This is a genomic window from uncultured Roseovarius sp. (assembly GCF_947259555.1).
Classification (GTDB): Bacteria; Pseudomonadota; Alphaproteobacteria; order Rhodobacterales; family Rhodobacteraceae; genus Roseovarius.
Genome location: NZ_CAMYMD010000037.1, coordinates 1 through 16,454 on the forward strand (window position 1 = coordinate 1; position 16,454 = coordinate 16,454).

Annotated in this window: 17 protein-coding genes; 5 read left to right on the forward strand and 12 right to left on the reverse strand. The window is 62.8% G+C overall.

Annotated elements, in window-relative coordinates; all coding sequences use genetic code 11:
- Nucleotides 1–203, reverse strand: a 203-nt coding sequence (locus tag Q0X85_RS06760; RefSeq protein ID WP_297770716.1) for a GcrA family cell cycle regulator, incomplete at its 3' end; no start/stop codon positions are given.
- A gap of 158 nt (nucleotides 204–361) precedes the next feature.
- Here Q0X85_RS06760 and Q0X85_RS06765 point away from each other — a divergent pair.
- Nucleotides 362–1,192 carry an ABC transporter permease gene (locus tag Q0X85_RS06765; protein ID WP_297770718.1) on the forward strand — a complete coding sequence of 277 codons (831 nt, stop codon included), beginning with the start codon at nucleotides 362–364 and terminating at the stop codon, nucleotides 1,190–1,192.
- A 4-nt stretch (nucleotides 1,193–1,196) separates the two neighbouring features.
- On the opposite strand, the gene Q0X85_RS06770 is transcribed toward Q0X85_RS06765, so the two are convergent.
- Nucleotides 1,197–1,526, reverse strand: coding sequence for a hypothetical protein (locus Q0X85_RS06770; RefSeq protein WP_366129496.1), 330 nt, complete (start codon nucleotides 1,524–1,526; stop codon nucleotides 1,197–1,199).
- A gap of 163 nt (nucleotides 1,527–1,689) precedes the next feature.
- Here Q0X85_RS06770 and Q0X85_RS06775 point away from each other — a divergent pair, with 163 nt between their 5' ends.
- Complete coding sequence (locus tag Q0X85_RS06775; protein WP_297770725.1) at nucleotides 1,690–2,514, forward strand: ATP-dependent Clp protease proteolytic subunit; 825 nt, start codon at nucleotides 1,690–1,692, stop codon at nucleotides 2,512–2,514.
- A gap of 77 nt (nucleotides 2,515–2,591) precedes the next feature.
- Here Q0X85_RS06775 and Q0X85_RS06780 read toward each other — a convergent pair whose 3' ends face one another.
- Both Q0X85_RS06780 and Q0X85_RS06785 read right to left on the reverse strand, forming a co-directional pair.
- On the reverse strand, nucleotides 2,592–3,506 hold the full coding sequence (locus Q0X85_RS06780; protein ID WP_297770728.1) for an orotidine 5-phosphate decarboxylase: 915 nt from the start codon (nucleotides 3,504–3,506) through the stop codon (nucleotides 2,592–2,594).
- Nucleotides 3,507–3,575: 69 nt separating this feature from the next.
- On the reverse strand, nucleotides 3,576–4,622 hold the full coding sequence (locus Q0X85_RS06785) for a Glu/Leu/Phe/Val dehydrogenase dimerization domain-containing protein (RefSeq protein ID WP_297770730.1): 1,047 nt from the start codon (nucleotides 4,620–4,622) through the stop codon (nucleotides 3,576–3,578).
- A gap of 119 nt (nucleotides 4,623–4,741) precedes the next feature.
- Here Q0X85_RS06785 and Q0X85_RS06790 point away from each other — a divergent pair, with 119 nt between their 5' ends.
- Nucleotides 4,742–5,197, forward strand: a complete 456-nt coding sequence (locus Q0X85_RS06790) for an Lrp/AsnC family transcriptional regulator (protein ID WP_297770733.1) — start codon at nucleotides 4,742–4,744, stop codon at nucleotides 5,195–5,197.
- Between the two features lie 201 nt (nucleotides 5,198–5,398).
- On the opposite strand, the gene Q0X85_RS06795 is transcribed toward Q0X85_RS06790, so the two are convergent.
- The 7 genes from Q0X85_RS06795 to Q0X85_RS06825 all read right to left on the reverse strand — a co-directional run bounded on the left by Q0X85_RS06795 (nucleotide 5,399) and on the right by Q0X85_RS06825 (nucleotide 13,223).
- Entirely contained in the window at nucleotides 5,399–6,544 is a 1,146-nt protein-coding gene (locus Q0X85_RS06795) for an iron-containing alcohol dehydrogenase (protein ID WP_297770736.1), read from the reverse strand.
- A complete protein-coding gene (locus Q0X85_RS06800; protein WP_297770739.1) occupies nucleotides 6,541–7,920 on the reverse strand; it encodes an aldehyde dehydrogenase family protein in 1,380 nt (459 codons plus the stop codon). The genes Q0X85_RS06795 and Q0X85_RS06800 overlap by 4 nt, the downstream gene beginning before the upstream one ends.
- A gap of 76 nt (nucleotides 7,921–7,996) precedes the next feature.
- Nucleotides 7,997–9,358, reverse strand: coding sequence for a glutamine synthetase family protein (locus Q0X85_RS06805; protein WP_297770742.1), 1,362 nt, complete (start codon nucleotides 9,356–9,358; stop codon nucleotides 7,997–7,999).
- Between the two features lie 74 nt (nucleotides 9,359–9,432).
- Nucleotides 9,433–10,470 (reverse strand): TRAP transporter substrate-binding protein, encoded by a 1,038-nt coding sequence (locus Q0X85_RS06810; RefSeq protein ID WP_297770745.1) that lies wholly within the window; start codon nucleotides 10,468–10,470, stop codon nucleotides 9,433–9,435.
- A 51-nt stretch (nucleotides 10,471–10,521) separates the two neighbouring features.
- Nucleotides 10,522–11,844: a TRAP transporter large permease subunit gene (locus tag Q0X85_RS06815; RefSeq protein WP_297770748.1), complete on the reverse strand. Its 1,323-nt coding sequence runs from the start codon at nucleotides 11,842–11,844 to the stop codon at nucleotides 10,522–10,524.
- Nucleotides 11,834–12,439, reverse strand: coding sequence for a TRAP transporter small permease subunit (locus Q0X85_RS06820; RefSeq protein ID WP_297770750.1), 606 nt, complete (start codon nucleotides 12,437–12,439; stop codon nucleotides 11,834–11,836). The genes Q0X85_RS06815 and Q0X85_RS06820 overlap by 11 nt, the downstream gene beginning before the upstream one ends.
- A complete protein-coding gene (locus tag Q0X85_RS06825) occupies nucleotides 12,432–13,223 on the reverse strand; it encodes an N-formylglutamate amidohydrolase (protein ID WP_297770753.1) in 792 nt (263 codons plus the stop codon). Before Q0X85_RS06825 ends, Q0X85_RS06820 begins: the two co-directional genes overlap by 8 nt.
- 130 nt (nucleotides 13,224–13,353) lie before the next feature.
- Between Q0X85_RS06825 and Q0X85_RS06830 the strand changes: the two genes are divergently transcribed.
- Entirely contained in the window at nucleotides 13,354–14,220 is an 867-nt protein-coding gene (locus tag Q0X85_RS06830; RefSeq protein ID WP_297770756.1) for a MurR/RpiR family transcriptional regulator, read from the forward strand.
- A 2-nt stretch (nucleotides 14,221–14,222) separates the two neighbouring features.
- Here Q0X85_RS06830 and bhcR read toward each other — a convergent pair whose 3' ends face one another.
- Nucleotides 14,223–15,047 (reverse strand): HTH-type transcriptional regulator BhcR, encoded by an 825-nt coding sequence (gene bhcR, locus Q0X85_RS06835; protein ID WP_297770759.1) that lies wholly within the window; start codon nucleotides 15,045–15,047, stop codon nucleotides 14,223–14,225.
- Nucleotides 15,048–15,249: 202 nt separating this feature from the next.
- On the opposite strand from bhcR, the gene bhcA reads away from it, so the two are divergent.
- A complete protein-coding gene (gene bhcA / locus Q0X85_RS06840; RefSeq protein WP_297770762.1) occupies nucleotides 15,250–16,443 on the forward strand; it encodes an L-aspartate--glyoxylate aminotransferase BhcA in 1,194 nt (397 codons plus the stop codon).
- Nucleotides 16,444–16,454: the final 11 nt, after the last annotated feature.

The following is a 16,454-nucleotide window of genomic DNA, read 5'->3' on the forward strand; positions in this document are numbered from 1 at the left end:
GCCTTGGGCGCCGCTTCGGCCGGGGCCGCGGCGGCGGCGCCGGTCGTGCCGGAACCGTTGCGATTGGACAGTCCAAGGCGATGCACCTTGCCGATCACCGCATTGCGGGTCACGCCACCCAACTCCTTTGCGATCTGGCTCGCGGATTGGCCCTCGCCCCACATCTTCTTGAGCAGTTCTACGCGTTCGTCATTCCAGGACATCGGGGCTTCCTTCGGTCAAAAGGCGGACCGGGCCCCGGGCCCGCCGCCTTGCAAATCGGATCAAGGCCCTATTCTAATCACTGGCGTCTGAGTTACAAGGCACCGAATCGAGGCCCGGCGGCCTGGCGCCAAGAAATCAGGGGCAAAAGGAGCAGGAAATGCTGGATCATGCGGAGCGCGGCTCTCACACTGCGCTGGCGGAGATGGGGGAGCGTCGTTTCGGTCGGGTCAACTGGCTGGGACTGGCCACGCTGGCCGAGCGGGAAACGCTGCGTTTCATGTCGGTCTGGACACAGACGATCATGGCGCCTTTGGTGACGGCCGGTCTTTTCCTTTTGATTTTCAGCATCGCGATCGGCCCGACGCGTGGCGATGTGATGGGGCAGCCTTTTACCACCTTCATCGCGCCGGGTATCCTGATGATGACGGTCATTCAGAACGCGTTTGCCAATACCTCTTCCTCGATTGTGATTTCAAAGGTTCAGGGCAATATCGTGGACACGCTCATGCCGCCGTTGTCCGGGGGAGAGCTTGTGCTTGGATATCTGGCCGGTGGCGTCGGGCGCGGCCTGCTTGTGGCCTTTGCGATCTGGCTTGGCCTTTGGGTGTTCCTCGGCATCGGCCTGTCGCATCCGTTCTGGGCGCTTGTCTTCGTGTTCCTCGGTGCGGCCTTCATGAGCGGGATCGGCATCGTGGCGGGAATATTCGCCAATAAATTCGATCAGATGGCGGCGATCACCAACTTCATCGTGACGCCGCTCGCGTTCCTGTCCGGGACGTTCTATTCGGTCGAAGCGCTGCCACCGGTGCTCTACTCGATCACCCATTTCAACCCGATTTTCTACCTGATTGATGGCGCGCGCTATGGTGTTATCGGCGTGTCCGACAGCCCTCCGGTTCTTGGGCTCGTCATCGGTGTCGGGGCGACGACAGCCGTCTGCCTGCTGGCGTGGCGCATGCTGGCGGTCGGCTATCGGCTCAAGGCGTGACCGGTCAGCGGCAGACCCGCTCGGCGCGCTCTGCATAGGCGCTGTAGGCGCGCCAGAAGCTCTCGTCGCCCGGACGATCCGACTGGCGGATTTCCTGCGCCGAATGCGGGTTTTTGTAGAACCCGACGGCACGGCGCTGTTGTGCGCCGCTCAGCGTCTGGTTCGCCACCGCCTGAACACATCCGCAGAGTGCGCGCGACCGGGCCTTGCGGTCGGATTGCAGGCATGCGTTGCTGATCGGGCCCGTCGCCATGGGGACCCCTCGCGTGTCACCGCGAAACCCATTGGCCCCGCCGCAGCCCGCCAATGCCAGCATCGCACCCAGGATCGCCATTCGCCTCATTGCCCGTGCCTCTTGCCCTATGCCCTGTTCCGGGCCTTTATGTTGACTGACTTTGTGCCCCAACTCTCGGGATTTTTCAATTCACAACCTTGCCCTGTCCTGCGACACTCGGCCCGATGCCTCTGATCCCCGCCGCAAGACAGGACCAACCCGAATGGATTTTAATCTCTCCACCCTGATCCTGCTGGCCTTTCTGGCTTTCATGCTGCAACCGTTGCTCACCGGGCGCATGTTCGCCTTTCGGCGCGAGCAGGCGATCCGCGCCATCGAGCGGCGGCGCGGCAGCCGGGTTATCACGATGATACACCGGCAGGAAAAGCGCAGCCTCTTCGGCTTCAGCATGTCCAACATGATCGGACTGGAGGATGCGCAATCCATCATCTCGGCGATCAAGACAACGCCCGACGAGACGCCGATCGACCTTGTGTTGCACACGCCCGGCGGGCTTGTCATCGCGGCCATGCAGATCGCCCGTGCCGTCGAGGCGCATCCGGCCAAGGTGACCGTTCATGTGCCGATCTACGCCATGTCGGGCGGTACGCTGATCGCGCTTGCCGCCGACGAGATCGTGATGGGAGAGTTTTCAATGCTGGGGCCGATCGATCCGCAGATCATGGGGATCTCGGCGGCGTCGATCATCGCGGCGCGCGATGCCAAGCCGGTCGAGCATGTTTCGGATATCGCTTTGGTGCTGGCCGATGTCAGTGACAAGGCCACACGACAGGTCAAGCGTGGCGCGGTCGAGTTGATGGCCGCGCGCATGGACCGCGCCAAGGCCGAAGCCCTTGCCGACACTCTGGCGTCGGGCACATGGACGCATGACTATGCTCTGACATCTGACGAGGCGGCGGACCTGGGATTGCCGGTCACGGTGGGGCTGCCCAACGACGTGCTGGAGCTGATGAAGCTCTACCCGGCGCCGGTCAAACAATCGGCAGTGGAATTCCTGCCGTTCGATCCGCCGGGGCGGCGCAGCTAAAGCGTTTGGGCCGATGTCCGGCAAGGATCATTGTGTCGCCAACCTGTGGCGCACGGTCTTTTGATGCGCGGGATGCGTCAGTGGCCGAACCGGATAAGCGTGCGGCCCTTCGGGGTGGTGTTGCGATAGACCACTTGCTGCGGCAGCCGGAGATCGAACGGTCCCCGGGTCTTGGTCCAGGCCCGTCCGGTGTCGAGACAGGTTGCCTGCACGCCAAGGTAGTCCACGCGCAGCGTGGCCCGGCGCAATTCGCTGAGATCGGTCAGTATCAGCTCTTTGCCCGAGGCGACACTTGCCCGCCGTAGCATTTCGCGCCCCAGCCCTTGTGTCCTCGGGTCCTGACCTGGCAAATCCGACCAGACCCCGCAGAGATGCGCGCGTCCGTCCACCGGACGCAGCTCTGCGGTGAGCCGAATACCTCCTCCGCTGCTATAGCCCCCGTCGACCGTCTGCGCCGCATCCGTGAGGGGCACAAGGCGGCTGTTGCGGCGCAAGAAAGGGATCACTTCCAGCGCAGCCCCCTGAGCGCCCGGAGCGGATTGGCGAAAGACGATGTTAGGGGCGGAATTGTCTCCGCCGGATCGGGTGATCTGTTGACGTGGCAAGAAGATCTCCGGGACGCGTCCGATGCGCCACGGCAGATCAATGAGCGCGCAGGTGGCGGGAGTGCCTGCATAGTCCAGTTGTGGCTCTACCCTGGGCATAAACCCCAGATCCGTGGCGACGCGTTGTCCGTCAATCGAGACGCTGGCCAATTGCAGGATGCGCCGTGCCTCGCCGTTGGTATAGCTGGCCTGGCTTGCGCTCTCGGACCATGCGCCGCAGAGCACGGTGCCGCCCTGAGCCGTCTGGCGCAGTTCTGCGGCGATCGTCAGGCCCCCGCCGCTGCTGAAGGTGCCATGCGCAAGGCTGACGTTTTCGCTCAGCCGGGTCTCGGCCCGAAGAGCGGGGGCAACGACAAGAGCGAGCAGCAAGGTCAAAAGCAGGCGCATGGCAGAGCTCCGAAAGGTGTCGATCTTATCGTACCAATGCCCCCGTGCCGATACAATTCTGGAATCCGCTCATACCGCCTGCGCCAAGAGCTGATTCTCGACCATCCGGTCCGCGATCCTGGCCGGGCTCACATTTTCTGCCGCCGCGCGTTTCAGGATCTGCGCCATGTTGACCTGCATGGCGGCAAGCCGGTCCGTGACCCAGCTTTCACGTTCGGCGATCCGGAGGATTTCGGCGGCAACATTGATGATGCCCCCGCCGTTGGCCACGTAATCCGGCAGATAAAGAATGCCCCGCGCGTGCAACGCGTCGGCGTCGTCGGGCGTGGCAAGCTGATTATTCGCCGCCCCGCAGACCATACTTGCCCGTATGTTCGGGATGCTGCCTGAATTCAGAACGGCACCGATGGCGCAGGGTGCAAAGATATCGGCCTTCGCCGCGTGGATGTCTTGTGTGTCAACCTGCGCCGCCCCGAATTCCTTGAGGGTCGAGGCAACGCGCGCCGGGTCACTGTCGGCCACCAGAAGCTGCGCGCCGGCCTCGTGCAAAAGCAGGCAAAGATGCCATCCGACGTGGCCCAGGCCCTGCACCGCGACTGACCGTCCTTTCAGACCCGCCTTGCCCCAAAGCTGCATGGCACCGGCCTGCATCGCGTCGAACACGCCGCGCGCGGTGACGGGGGACGGATCACCGCTGGCATGCGCCCCCTGTTCCCGCCCGGCGACAAAATCTGTCTCGCGGGCGATCTCGGCCATGTCCCCAGGGGACATTCCCATGTCTTCGGCGGTCCAGTACCGGCCTGCGAGACTGTCGATGGCGCGGCCCATGGCTCGCAGGAGGTCGGGCGTCTTTTCCGTCTCGGGATTGCCCATGATCACCGCCTTGCCACCGCCAAGCGGCAGACCGGCGGCGGCATTCTTGTAGCTCATGCCGCGCGAGAGGTTGAGCACGTCCTGAACTGCGGCATCGTCCCCGTCGTACATGCGCATCCTCAACCCTCCCGCCGCCGGGCCGAGCCGGGTGGAATGCAGCGCAATGAAACCGCGCAAGCCGCTGTCGTGGTCCTCGACGCGGTACAGTTCTTCGTGGGTGGGCGATGAAAGGCGTGTGAGCATGGTGGAATCCTCCTGCGACCCAAGCTAAAACCAGTCAGGCGCGAAAAAACAGCAAACTTTGGTCACTTGGCCGTGACGGTTAGAGATTTTGCCGAGGAAAGAAGGATATTTTAGGGAAAATGGATGCTATAGACCGTCGGATCATCGCCGCCCTGCAACAGGACGGACGTCAGAAACTGGCCGATCTCTCGGCGGTCGTCGGGCTGTCTGCGACACCGCTCGCGCGCCGCATCGCGCGTCTTGAGGGCGACGGGGTCATCACGGGCTACGCTGCACGGGTGGATCAGGAAAAGCTTGGCCTGCCTCTGAACGCGTTCATCTTCGTGGAGCTCGAACATCACAGGCGCGATGCGATCAAGGCGTTCGAGGACCGGCTCAGGAGCTTTGACGAGGTGATGGAATGCTACCTGATGACCGGCACGCGGGATGTGCTGATCCGGGTTGTGGCCGCTGATCTGGCGGGCTTTGACCGGTTTCTAGAGGATGGTCTGATGCAGACGCCGGGTATCAGGTCGATGCGATCCAGTTTTGCTCTGCGGACCATGATCCGGCGCGACGCGCTGCCCGAGGTCTGAGGACACAGCACTGAAGCGTTCCCGCGATGTGCTGCGCCCTGTGTATTGCGCGCATCAAGCGGAGCGGTTCACTCGCCTGATCTTCATGCAGGCACCGGAGCCCGCGTTTTCGGCACCTTTCTGAGCTGTCTGGCCGGCAGAGGTATGGGGACGCTGTGCCCCATACCCCTCAGATCATTCTGGCCAGATGAAACGCGACGCTCAGAGCGCTGTCTTGAAGAGCGCCGTCAGATTTTCCTCGGTCAGAGGCATGGGATTTCCGCCACAGCTCGGATCTGTCAGCGCGCCTTTGACAAGCTCGGGGATGGCGTCTGCGGTGACGCCCAGATCTGACAGGTGCCGTGGAATTCCCAACCGGTCGTTGAAGTCCTGCACGAAGGCACAGAAGCCGACAAAGCCGCCCTCCAGACCCAAGTAGCCTGTCGCCCGGTCGAAGCGGTGGCGGATCATATCGGCGTTGAGATCGAGCACCGCCGGCATGCAGACCGCATTGGTGGTGCCGTGATGGGTGTTGAAATGCGCGCCGATGGGATGGCTCATGGCGTGGATTGCGCCCAGCCCTTTTTGAAAGGCCGTCGCGCCCATGGCCGCAGCACTCATCATATGCGCGCGCGCCTCGATATCGGTACCGTCGGCATAGGCGCGCGGCAGGTTCTCGATCACCAGCCGCATGCCTTCGAGCGCGATGCCCTGACTCATCGGGTGGTAATGCGGCGAGGAAAACGCCTCGACGCAATGGGCAAAGGCATCGAGCCCGGTGCCCGCCGTGATCGCCTTTGGCATGCCGACGGTCAGTTCGGGATCACAGATCACTGTTGCGGGCAGCATTTTTGGGTGAAAGATTATCTTTTTCTCGTGGGTTACAGAGTTGGTCAGCACCCCTGCGCGCCCGACCTCCGAGCCGGTCCCTGCCGTGGTCGGAACGGCGATGATCGGGGCGATGGCATCGGCATCGGCGCGCGTCCACCAATCGCCGATATCCTCGAAATCCCAGACCGGCCGCGTTTGCCCCGCCATGAAGGCCACGCATTTGCCAAGGTCGAGCCCCGAGCCGCCGCCAAACGCGATCACCCCGTCATGGTCTCCGGCCTTGTAGGCCTCGACCCCGGCGGCGAGGTTGATCTCGTTGGGGTTGGGATCGACCTGCGCGAATACGGCGGCCTCCAGCCCCGCCTTGCGCAGGATATCCATTGCCTGCGCGGTGATCGGCAGCGGGGCCAGCCCCTTGTCGGTGACCAGCAGCGGGCGGGCGATGCCTGCCTGTGTGCAAGCCTCGGCCAGCTCCGCGATGCGGCCCGCGCCGAAACGGATGGCGGTGGGATAGGACCAGTTTGCGGTAAGTGTCATGTCGTTGCCTTCTTGAGATGGTAGGATTTGGGACGGGTCAGGTTGTGATAGCCGATGACCGAGAGCGCGCCACCGCGTCCGGTGCTCTTGCAGCCGGTCCAGCACAGTGCGGGATCGAGGTAATCGGCGCGGTTCATGAAGACGGTGCCGGTCTCGATGGCGTCGCCCACCCGTGCGGCGCGCTCGGCGTCACGGGTCCAGAGCGATGCGGTCAGGCCGAAGGGGCTGTCATTCATCAGGGCGATCGCGTGCCTGTCGTCCCTGACCGGCATGATGCCGACCACGGGGCCAAAGCTCTCGTCGCGCATGACGCGCATGTCATGGGTGACATTGGTCAGGATCTGCGGCGTCAGGTAACAGCCGCCATCGTCCTCCGGCATGGTCGCGATATGCGCCACAGCGCCCGCCGCCACGGCCTCGTCGATTTGCTTGCGCACCTCTGCGGCAAAGCGTGTGTTGGCCATCGGCCCGATTGTGGTCTCATGGTCCAGCGGATCGCCCAGGCGGTAACCGTTCACGATCTCGACCGCCTTTGCCACGAAGACGTCAAACAGGCTTTCATGCACATAAATCCGCTCGATCCCGCAGCAGCATTGGCCCGAGTTGAACATCGCGGCGTCAATCAGCCCCTCGGCGGCCACAGCGGGGTCGGCGTCGTCCATCACATAGCCCGGGTCCTTGCCACCCAGTTCCAGCCCCAGCCCGGTAAAGGTGCCCGCGGCGGCACGCTCCATCGCCTGACCGCCGCCGACAGAGCCGGTGAAATTGACGAAATCGAACTGCCGGTCGGCAATGAGCGTCGAGGTGGTGTCGTGATCCAGAAACACATTGCGGAACACGGCCTCTGGCACGCCCGCCGCATGGAACGCCTGCGCCATGCGCTCGCCCACAAGCAGGGTCTGCGTCGCGTGTTTCAGCACCACCGCGTTGCCGGCGATAAGGGCCGGGGCGACGGTGTTGATCGCCGTCATGTAGGGGTAATTCCACGGCGCCACCACGAACACCACGCCATGCGGCACGCGGCGGATATAGCGGTGGAACGCGCCGTCCTCCGACACCTCGATATCCGCCAGCCCCTGCGCGGCGATCTCGGCCATATAGGAGGCACGCTCGTTGAAACCGTCGAATTCGCCGCCATAGCGCACCGGGCGGCCCATCATGCGCGCCAGTTCCGGCACGATCTCGTCGTTCATCTCACCAACAGCGGCGACGCCCGCCATCACCAGATCTATCCGCTCCTGCAAGGGGCGCGCGGCCCATGCCGCCTGCGCCGCGCGGGCCTCGGCAATGGCCGCGCGCGCCGCCTCGGCGCTCAGCGTCTCGCGGGTGGCAAAGACCGATCCGTCGATCGGCGATATACAGGTCAGTTCCGGCATTTTCACACCCCTCCCGGCGGGCGCATGTCCCGCCCTTTCATTGTTCCAAAAATACTCAACTCCGGCGTTGCCGCCCTCACGCCCGCTCGAATCCGCGCTGCACTTCGTAATCGGTCACCGCGCGGTCGAAATCTTCTTGCTCGACCTCCGCCGCGCGGGTGTAGTGATCGACCACCGCATCCCCGAAGGCCTGCCGCAGCATCGCCGAGTTGCGGAAGGTCTCGGTTGCCATGCTCAGCTTGTGCGGCACCTCGGCCACGTCCGCCATGCTGTAGAGATCGCCCTGCGCGGGATCGGGCAGGTCCAGCCCCTCTTCGATCCCGGCCAGCCCCGCCGCCAGTTGCCCGGCACAGGCGAGATAGGGGTTCATGTCGGAGCCGGGGATGCGGCATTCGATGCGCACGCCCTTGGTGCCCTCGCCCACCAGCCGGAACCCGGCAGTGCGGTTGTCGATCGACCAGGCGGTCTTGGTCGGGGCGAAGGTGCCCGGCACGAAGCGCTTGTAACTGTTGATATAGGGGGCCATCAGCAGCATGCAGTCGGGCGCGTATTTCAACAGCCCGGCCACGTAATGGCGCATCACCTGCGACATCGAATGCGGCGCGTCTGCGTCAAAGAACACGTTGCCCCCGGCGTTGAACAGCGATTGGTGGATATGCGCGGCACTGCCCACCTTGTCAGTGCGCCATTTCGGCAGGAAGGTCGCGGCATGGCCGTGCTGGGCGGCAATTTCCTTGACCGCGTGCTTGGCCAAGGTGTGCCGGTCGCAGGCCTCGAGCGCGTCTCCATAGCGGATGTTGAGCTCTTCCTGCCCGATCTCGGCCTCGCCCTTGGTGTTCTCGACCGGAATGCCCATGGCGTATAGCGCGTTGCGCACCGGGCGCATGACATGCTCGTCGCGGGTGGTGAACTGGATCGAGTAATCCTGATTGTATTTCACCAGCGTCGTCAGGTCACGGTACCCGCTGGCGCGGATCTCGTCATAGGAGTGCTGAAAGAGGAAAAACTCCAATTCGGTCGCCATCATCGGCGTCAGGCCCATGGCGGTCGCCCGCTCGATCTGCGCCTTGAGGATCTGGCGCGGGGAATGCGGCACCGGGCCGTGCGAATGATGATCGAGGAAATCGCAGAGCACCAGCGCTGTCCCCTCGAGCCACGGCACCGGGCAGAGCGTGGCGAGGTCAGGCTTCATCGTGTAATCGCCATAGCCCGAGGCCCAGCTTGTCGCGGCATAGCCGTCGGGCGTTGCCATCTCCAGATCGGTGGCGAGCAGGTAGTTGCAGGAATGCGTTTCCTCAAAGCCCGCCTCAATAAAGTTCGACACGTGGAACCGCTTGCCCACAAGGCGGCCCTGCATGTCCACGGCGCAGGCCAGCACCGTGTCAATCTCGCCGCTCGCGGCCTTGGTTTTCAGCGCATCCAGTGTCAGGGCAGTCATGGTCTTTCGCTCCGTTCAGGCTTGGGAAAGGGGGCCCGTAACAGGCCCCCTTTGTGTATCGGGACAGGCCCCGCTCAGGTATAGCGGTAGGGGCGTCCGGCCTTTTCCATATCGGCGTTGTATTGCTTGAAGATCTTCACGACCTTGGCCTTGGTCTCGGATTGCGCCGCGATCTCGTCCCAGAATTCGCGCGCGGCGCTCTCGACCGTCGCCCATTCCGCATCCGGGATCGTCGTCAGCTGCATCTTTTCGCCGTGCACGCGCAGACGCGCCTCGCCGCCCCAATACCACCATTGGCGATAGTAGTGCGACTGTTCCATGCAGGTGGCGAGCAGAAGTTTCAGATCTTCCGGCAATTCCTCCCAACGGCCCATATTGGCGAAGAAATGGCCAACCCATGCGCCCGAGATATTGTTGGTCAGGAAATAGTTGGTCACATCCGCCCAACCCACCGTGTAATCCTCGGTGATGCCCGACCATGCGATGCCGTCAAGCTCGCCGGTCTGCACCGCGACCTCGATATCCTCCCATGGCAGAGTCACTGGGACCACGCCGAATTGCGACAGGAACCGGCCCGCCGTCGGGAAGGTAAAGACGCGCTTGCCCTTGAGATCCTCAAGGCTGTGGATCGGGTCCTTGGTGGCGAAATGGCACGGGTCCCACGACCCGGCGCTGATATGCTTGACGCCGACCTTGGCATATTCCTCGTCCCAGATCTCCTTGAGGCCATACTGGTTGAACAGCACCGGCACATCGAGGCTGTAGCGCGAGCCGAACGGGAAATAGCCGCCAAAGACGGTGACTTCGGTCGGGCTCGCCATGCTGTCATCATCCGATTGCACCGCGTCGATGGTGCCGCGCTGCATGGCGCGGAACAGCTCGCCCGTCGGCACCAGCTGATCGGCATAAAAGAGCTCGATCTGCATGCGGTCGCCGGCGATCTTGTTGAACGTGTCGATGGCCGGTTTTACCACATGCTCGGCCAAGGCCGCGCCGGCATAGGTCTGCATGCGCCAGGTGATCGTCGATTGCGCGAGCGCGGGGGCGGCGAGCGGGGCCGCGACCGCACCGGCACCGGCGGATTTCAGGAACTTGCGTCTTGTCGTCGTCATCGTTCTTCTCCTTGTTGCAATGATGGCCCCTTCGTCAGGGCTCTTTTGGGGTTATTTTCCGTATACGTATTCCGGCAGCCAGAGGGCGATCTGCGGAAAGATCATCACCAGCGCCAGCGCCACCACCATCACCCCCACGAAGGGCACGATGGAGCGGTAGATGTCGCGCAGCCCGATCTCGGGCGGGGCCATGGCGCGCATCAGAAACAGGTTATAGCCGAACGGCGGTGTCATATAGGCAATCTGCGTGGTGATCGTATAAAGCACACCATACCATATCAGGTCGAACCCGAGCGCACCGACAAGCGGCACGTAAAGCGGGGCGACGATGACCAGCATCGCGGTGTCATCCAGAAACGTGCCCATGATGATGAAGCTGAGCTGCATCAGGATCAGGATCATCCAGGGGCTGAGATTGAGCGTCTCGGTGAACAGCCCCTCGATGGCGTTGACCGCCCCCAGCCCGTCAAAGATCGCGCCAAAGCCGAGTGCCGCCAGGATGATCCACATGAACATGCACGAAATCGCCAGCGTGTTGCGCACCGTCGTCTCGAACACCGCCCGCGTCATCCGCCCCTTGAGCATGGCGGCGAGGAGGGCGGCAATCGCGCCGATGGCGGAGCTTTCCACGAGGCTCGTCCAGCCTTTGACGAAGGGCACCATCATCACCGCGAAGATCACCAGCGGCAACAGCCCCGCGCGCAGCAAGCGCAGCTTTTCGGACATCGACACGTTGCGCTCTTCCTCGGGCAGCACCGGGCCGAGATGCGGCTGAATGCGGCAGCGGATATAGATATAGAGGATAAAGAGCGAGGCCATGAGCAGGCCCGGGATGACCCCCGCCAGCCACAATTGCCCCACCGGCTGGCGCGCGATCATCGCGTAGAGCACCAGCACCACCGAGGGTGGCACGAGGATGCCGAGCGACGATCCCGCCTGCACCACCCCCGTCACCATGATCTTGTCATAGCCCCGGCGCAGCAACTCGGGCAGCGCGATGGTGGCGCCGATGGCCATGCCCGCGACGCTCAGCCCGTTCATCGCCGAAATCAGCACCATGAGGCCGATCGTGCCGATCGCCAGCCCGCCCCGCACCGGCCCCATCCAGACATGGAACATCTTGTAAAGGTCGTCGGCGATGCGGCTCTCGCTGAGGACATAGCCCATGAAGATGAACATCGGCAGGGTCAGCAGCGGATACCATTTCATCAGCTTCATCGCCGCCGAGAACGGGATTTCAACGCCACCCGTCCCCCAGAGCAGAACGCCGGCAAGCGCACCGACAAAGCCGATGGCCCCGAACACCCGCTGCCCGGTCATCAGCATCAGCATCATGCCCGCGAACATGACGATGGCGATCCACTCATGCGACATCGGTTTCCCCCTCGCTCAGGTATCGGATGTCGCGGAGGAACTCCGCCAACGCTTGCAGGATCATCAGGAACACGCCAAGGCACAGCACCACCTTGATCGGCCAGAGCGGCGGGCGCCACGCGGTCGGGCTGCGTTCGAGAAAGCCGAGTTTGTCCTGGGCGGCGCCCGGCCCCTCGGTGATCAGGGTCAGGAACAGATCCCCGAAAAAGGCGAACGGCTCCATCCCGAAATAGCCGAGCGCATAGGCGGTGGAGCTGACCGCGCCCATGAAGAGGACGACAAGATAGAACAGCAGAAAGAATACGGTGAAGCCGTCCACCATCGCCTTGGTGCGCGGTGACCAATCGCCATAGAACAGATCCATCCGCACGTTCGAGCCCAGTTGAATCGAATAGGGTCCGCCAAGCACGTAATAGGCGACCATCACGAATTGCGCGGTCTCCAATGTCCATGTCGCAGGCAGGAATGCCGCCTTGGACACAGACGACCAGAGCAGCACCCCCATCAGCACAAAGACCAGATACATGGCGATACGCCCGATAAAGCGGTTCATCGCGTCGATGGCGCGGATATAGGCAAGGAAGGGTCTAGGCATGCGCCTCTCCCGTGATCGCGGTATGGCACGCCGCCAAAGCCGGACGCAGGAGTGTCAGGACCTCTTGGGCCATGCTTTCCTGTGCTTGTGCGTCGGACAGCAGATCGTTGCGTATCTCGATCATGACATTGAGCAGACCGTGCGACAGGCCATGCAGCCGCAGGGAATGGGTCACGCCATCGTCGGGGCCATAGGGATCATTGCGCCGCACGGTGCGATGCGGCAGGCGGTGCGCCTCGGCGAGTATCGCATCGGCGAGGCGGGTATCGCGGTCATGCAGGATGCCGATCTCACACTCCCTGTGCGTGCCGAACCAGACCGGCGTGAAACTATGGATCGTGACCAATGCCGTGTTGAGGTGCGCGGCCTTTCGTGCGGCAATAACCTGCGACACACTCGCGCAGAAAGGCTCGTAAACGCGCGTCACGCGCTCGGCGCGTTGTGCTTCGGTGAGGTCTCGGTTGCCGGGGACGTCGATGAGCTCGGTGCGGTCGGGTGTGGCGCTCGCGGCCTCGGGCGGGCGATTGCAGTCATAGACCAGCCTTGAGACACGCGCCGCCACCATCGGAGCGTGACAGGCCTGTGCGAGATGCAGGGCGACGGCGCGCGCGCCCGGATCCCATGCGGCATGGCTCTGACGTGCCTGCGCGTCCAGGCCGAGCCCTGCATAGTGTGCCGGGATCTCGTTGGAGGCGTGTTCACACAGGAACAGCGCCGGCCCCTCGGCCTGCGGGTCCATGATCTCGACCACGGCAGAATCATCTCTGCTGAGACCTTTTGGCATATACGCCCCCTGTCAGTTCTGTAAAAATCTTTCCACATGGGTAATTTTGTGTCAATATGTTTTCAGGGCCCGCGCGGCAAATGCCCCGTGTCCTGCCTGTTTCGGCAGCAGCCAGACGAGGAGCCGCGATGTGAGTAAGCCCCCGCCAACCGTGCGCGATCTGATCCGCGAGCATTATAGCGCACTCACCCAATCCGAGCGCAAATTCGCGCAGGCGATTCTCGACAGCTATCCGGCGGCGGGGCTGGCCTCGATCACGATCGTCGCGAGCAATGCGGGGGTGTCGACCCCCACGGTGGCGCGGATGGTGCAAAAGCTGGGGTTCAAGGGCTATCCGCAGTTCCATCAGGCTCTGCTCAAGGAGTTGGAGGCCAAGGTGTCGGGGCCGACTCAGCGCCGCGCCAACTGGGCGTCAGAGGCCCCGGCGACCCATTCGCTCAACCGCTTTGCCGAGGCGGTGACGCAGAATATCGAGCAGACCTTCGCCAATATCGACAGCGTCCGGTTTGACGAGGCGGCGCGCCTGTTGGCGGATACGGATGGTCGGCTCTATGTGGTGGGCGGTCGGATCACGCGGGCGCTTGCCGACTATGCGTTCACGCATTTTCAGGCGGTGCGAGAGCGGGTGACGCATATGACATCGTCCTCGGCCACCTGGCCGCATTATGTGCTCGACATGGTCGAGGGGGACACGCTGCTGATGTTCGACATACGCCGCTATGAGACCAATCTGCTGCGTCTGGCCGAGATTGCCACGGCGCGGGGCGTGCGCGTCGTGCTGATTACGGACCAATGGATGAGCCCGATCTCTGATCTTGCGAGCCATAGCTTCAATTGCTGGGTCGAGATCCCGTCTGCATGGGATTCCAACGTTTCGACCATGATGCTGCTCGAAGCGATGATCGCGGCGGTACAGGAAGAGCGCTGGCCTGCGACGCGTGACCGGTATGAACGTCTGGACGAGTTGTTCAATGCGACGCGGCTGTTTCAGAAATAGCCTCAGGTCTCTGCGGTCCCATGCCCTGCGATCAGATGGGTGATTTGCGCCGCCGCCTGTGCGACCGCCGCGCCGAACTCTGGCAGGCGCGCATCGGAAAAGCGCGACGAGGGGCCCGAGATCGACACGCCGGCGCAGGGTTCGCCGCGGGCGTTGAAAATCGCCGATCCGATGCAGGACATGCCGTCATAGCGTTCGTTGCGGTCAAACGACCAGCCGCGTGCGCGGGTTTCCGACAGATCGTCAAACAGGGCGCGCGGCGTGACCAATGTCTCGTCGGTAAAACCGCGCAGGCCGGACGCCTTGAGCAAGGTCATGAGCCGTTCTTCGGGCAGGGCCGCCAAAATCGCCTTGCCCGTCCCGGAGGCGTGCATCGGCGTGCGCGAGCCGGGCGGAAAGAAGGCACGGATCGGATTCTGGGTCTCGACCTGGCCGATAAAGACGACCTCGGCCCCGTCCGGCACCGCCAGATTTGCGGTTTCGCCGGTCTGCTCCATCAGGCGGCGCATCACCGGGCGGCCCACATCGGCGAGGTTGGTGCGCTTGAGATAGGCGACGCCGGTGCGATACGCCTCGATCCCGATTGTCCAATCCTGCCGCTCTTCATCGAAGCGGACGAAATCGCGTTTTTGCAACGTTGTCAGGATGCGGTGTGTGGTGGCCGTGGGGATGCCGAGGCTGAGGGAAAGATCGGTCAGGTTCACGCCCTCTTGCCGCGCGACAGCGGTGAGCACCGCAAGGGCGCGGTCCAGCGATTGCATCGTTCCGGCGCTGCTATCGGCAAATTGGGATTTGGGCCGGCCGCGGGGGCGTTTGGTCTGGGTCACAACGTCGATTCCCTCTGTGGGCAATTGTATGCAAGATAAAAAATATTTTCATAAAAATCCAATGCTCATATATGGAAAAAGTAAAAGCAATTAAAAACATTGGCTTGCGTATTTTAATTTTATAATGGAAATGCTTTTCAAGAAAATTGCGCGCGGGCGGTTTTTGGGTCAGTATGCCGCAATTCCAGAGGAGGATGGCGCAATGTCAGATCAAAATCCGGTTTTCATTCCCGGCCCCACCAACATTCCCGACCGGCTGCGTCGCGCCATGCAGGTGCAGACGCAAGACCACCGTTCGCCTGCGTTCGCGGGCACGCTGGCGCCGGTACTCGACGGCTGCAAAACCGTGTTCGGCACCAAGGATGGCGAAATCATCACGTTTCCCGCATCCGGCACCGGAGGCTGGGAGGCGGCGATCACCAACACGCTGAGCCCCGGTGATACGGTTCTGGTGGCGCGCTACGGCATGTTCAGCCATCGCTGGATCGACATGTGCGAGCGTCATGGGCTGGATGTGCAGATCATCGAATGCCCCTGGGGAAGTGGGGCGCCTGCCGACAAGTTCGCCGAAGCTCTGAGCGCCGATAGCGGGCATGATATCAAGGCCGTGCTCGTCACCCATAACGAGACCGCGACCGGCGTTCGGTCCGACATTGCGGCCGTCCGGCAGGCGATGGACGGTGCGAGCCACCCCGCGCTTCTCATGGTCGATTGCGTCAGCTCGCTCGGTTCGATGCCGTTCGATATGGATGGTTGGGGTGTGGATATCGCCGTCTCCGGCTCGCAAAAGGGCTTTATGCTCAACACCGGCATGGCGATTCTCGCGGTCAGCCCGAAGGCGCTGAGTGCCATGCAGGACGCGAAATTGCCGCGTACGTTCTTTGATTTTCGTGATATGATGGGCGCAACCGCACAGGGTGGCTATCCCTACACGCCGCCCTTGCAGCTGATCTACGGCATGGCCGAGAGCCTCAACATGCTGTTCGAGGAAGGGCTCGACAATGTTTATGCGCGCCACACACGGCTTGCGGAGGGGGTGCGCCGCGCGGTGGCGGCATGGGGGCTTAAACTGGTTGCACAGACGCCCGATCTCTATTCTGATACGGTGAGTGCGGTATTCGTGCCCGAAGGGTTTGACAGCAACCGGCTGACAGAGCGCGTGTTTGGTACCTATGGCATGAGCTTTGGTGTGGGCCTGGGCGAGATGAACGGGCGTGCGTTCCGCATCGGCCATCTCGGTAGCCTGACCGAGCCGATGATGCTCTCGGGGCTCGCCACGCTCGAGATGGCGATGGCCGATTTGAATTACCCGGTCAAGCTGGGCTCTGGTGTCATCGCGGCACAGGAATATTACCGCGCCCACGCCAAGCCCGATCTGGCCGAACAAGCCGCGTGAAAGGAAGAGAC

Excerpts from the sequence above, each read along its gene's own strand:
- Q0X85_RS06765 (WP_297770718.1), top strand. The coding sequence starts at position 362 with ATGCTGGATCATGCGGAGCGCGGCTCTCACACTGCGCTGGCGGAGATG.
- Q0X85_RS06770 (WP_366129496.1), bottom strand. The coding sequence starts at position 1,526 with ATGGCGATCCTGGGTGCGATGCTGGCATTGGCGGGCTGCGGCGGGGCC.
- Q0X85_RS06775 (WP_297770725.1), top strand. The coding sequence starts at position 1,690 with ATGGATTTTAATCTCTCCACCCTGATCCTGCTGGCCTTTCTGGCTTTC.
- Q0X85_RS06780 (WP_297770728.1), bottom strand. The coding sequence starts at position 3,506 with ATGCGCCTGCTTTTGACCTTGCTGCTCGCTCTTGTCGTTGCCCCCGCT.
- Q0X85_RS06785 (WP_297770730.1), bottom strand. The coding sequence starts at position 4,622 with ATGCTCACACGCCTTTCATCGCCCACCCACGAAGAACTGTACCGCGTC.
- Q0X85_RS06790 (WP_297770733.1), top strand. The coding sequence starts at position 4,742 with ATGGATGCTATAGACCGTCGGATCATCGCCGCCCTGCAACAGGACGGA.
- Q0X85_RS06795 (WP_297770736.1), bottom strand. The coding sequence starts at position 6,544 with ATGACACTTACCGCAAACTGGTCCTATCCCACCGCCATCCGTTTCGGC.
- Q0X85_RS06800 (WP_297770739.1), bottom strand. The coding sequence starts at position 7,920 with ATGCCGGAACTGACCTGTATATCGCCGATCGACGGATCGGTCTTTGCC.
- Q0X85_RS06805 (WP_297770742.1), bottom strand. The coding sequence starts at position 9,358 with ATGACTGCCCTGACACTGGATGCGCTGAAAACCAAGGCCGCGAGCGGC.
- Q0X85_RS06810 (WP_297770745.1), bottom strand. The coding sequence starts at position 10,470 with ATGACGACGACAAGACGCAAGTTCCTGAAATCCGCCGGTGCCGGTGCG.
- Q0X85_RS06815 (WP_297770748.1), bottom strand. The coding sequence starts at position 11,844 with ATGTCGCATGAGTGGATCGCCATCGTCATGTTCGCGGGCATGATGCTG.
- Q0X85_RS06820 (WP_297770750.1), bottom strand. The coding sequence starts at position 12,439 with ATGCCTAGACCCTTCCTTGCCTATATCCGCGCCATCGACGCGATGAAC.
- Q0X85_RS06825 (WP_297770753.1), bottom strand. The coding sequence starts at position 13,223 with ATGCCAAAAGGTCTCAGCAGAGATGATTCTGCCGTGGTCGAGATCATG.
- bhcA (WP_297770762.1), top strand. The coding sequence starts at position 15,250 with ATGTCAGATCAAAATCCGGTTTTCATTCCCGGCCCCACCAACATTCCC.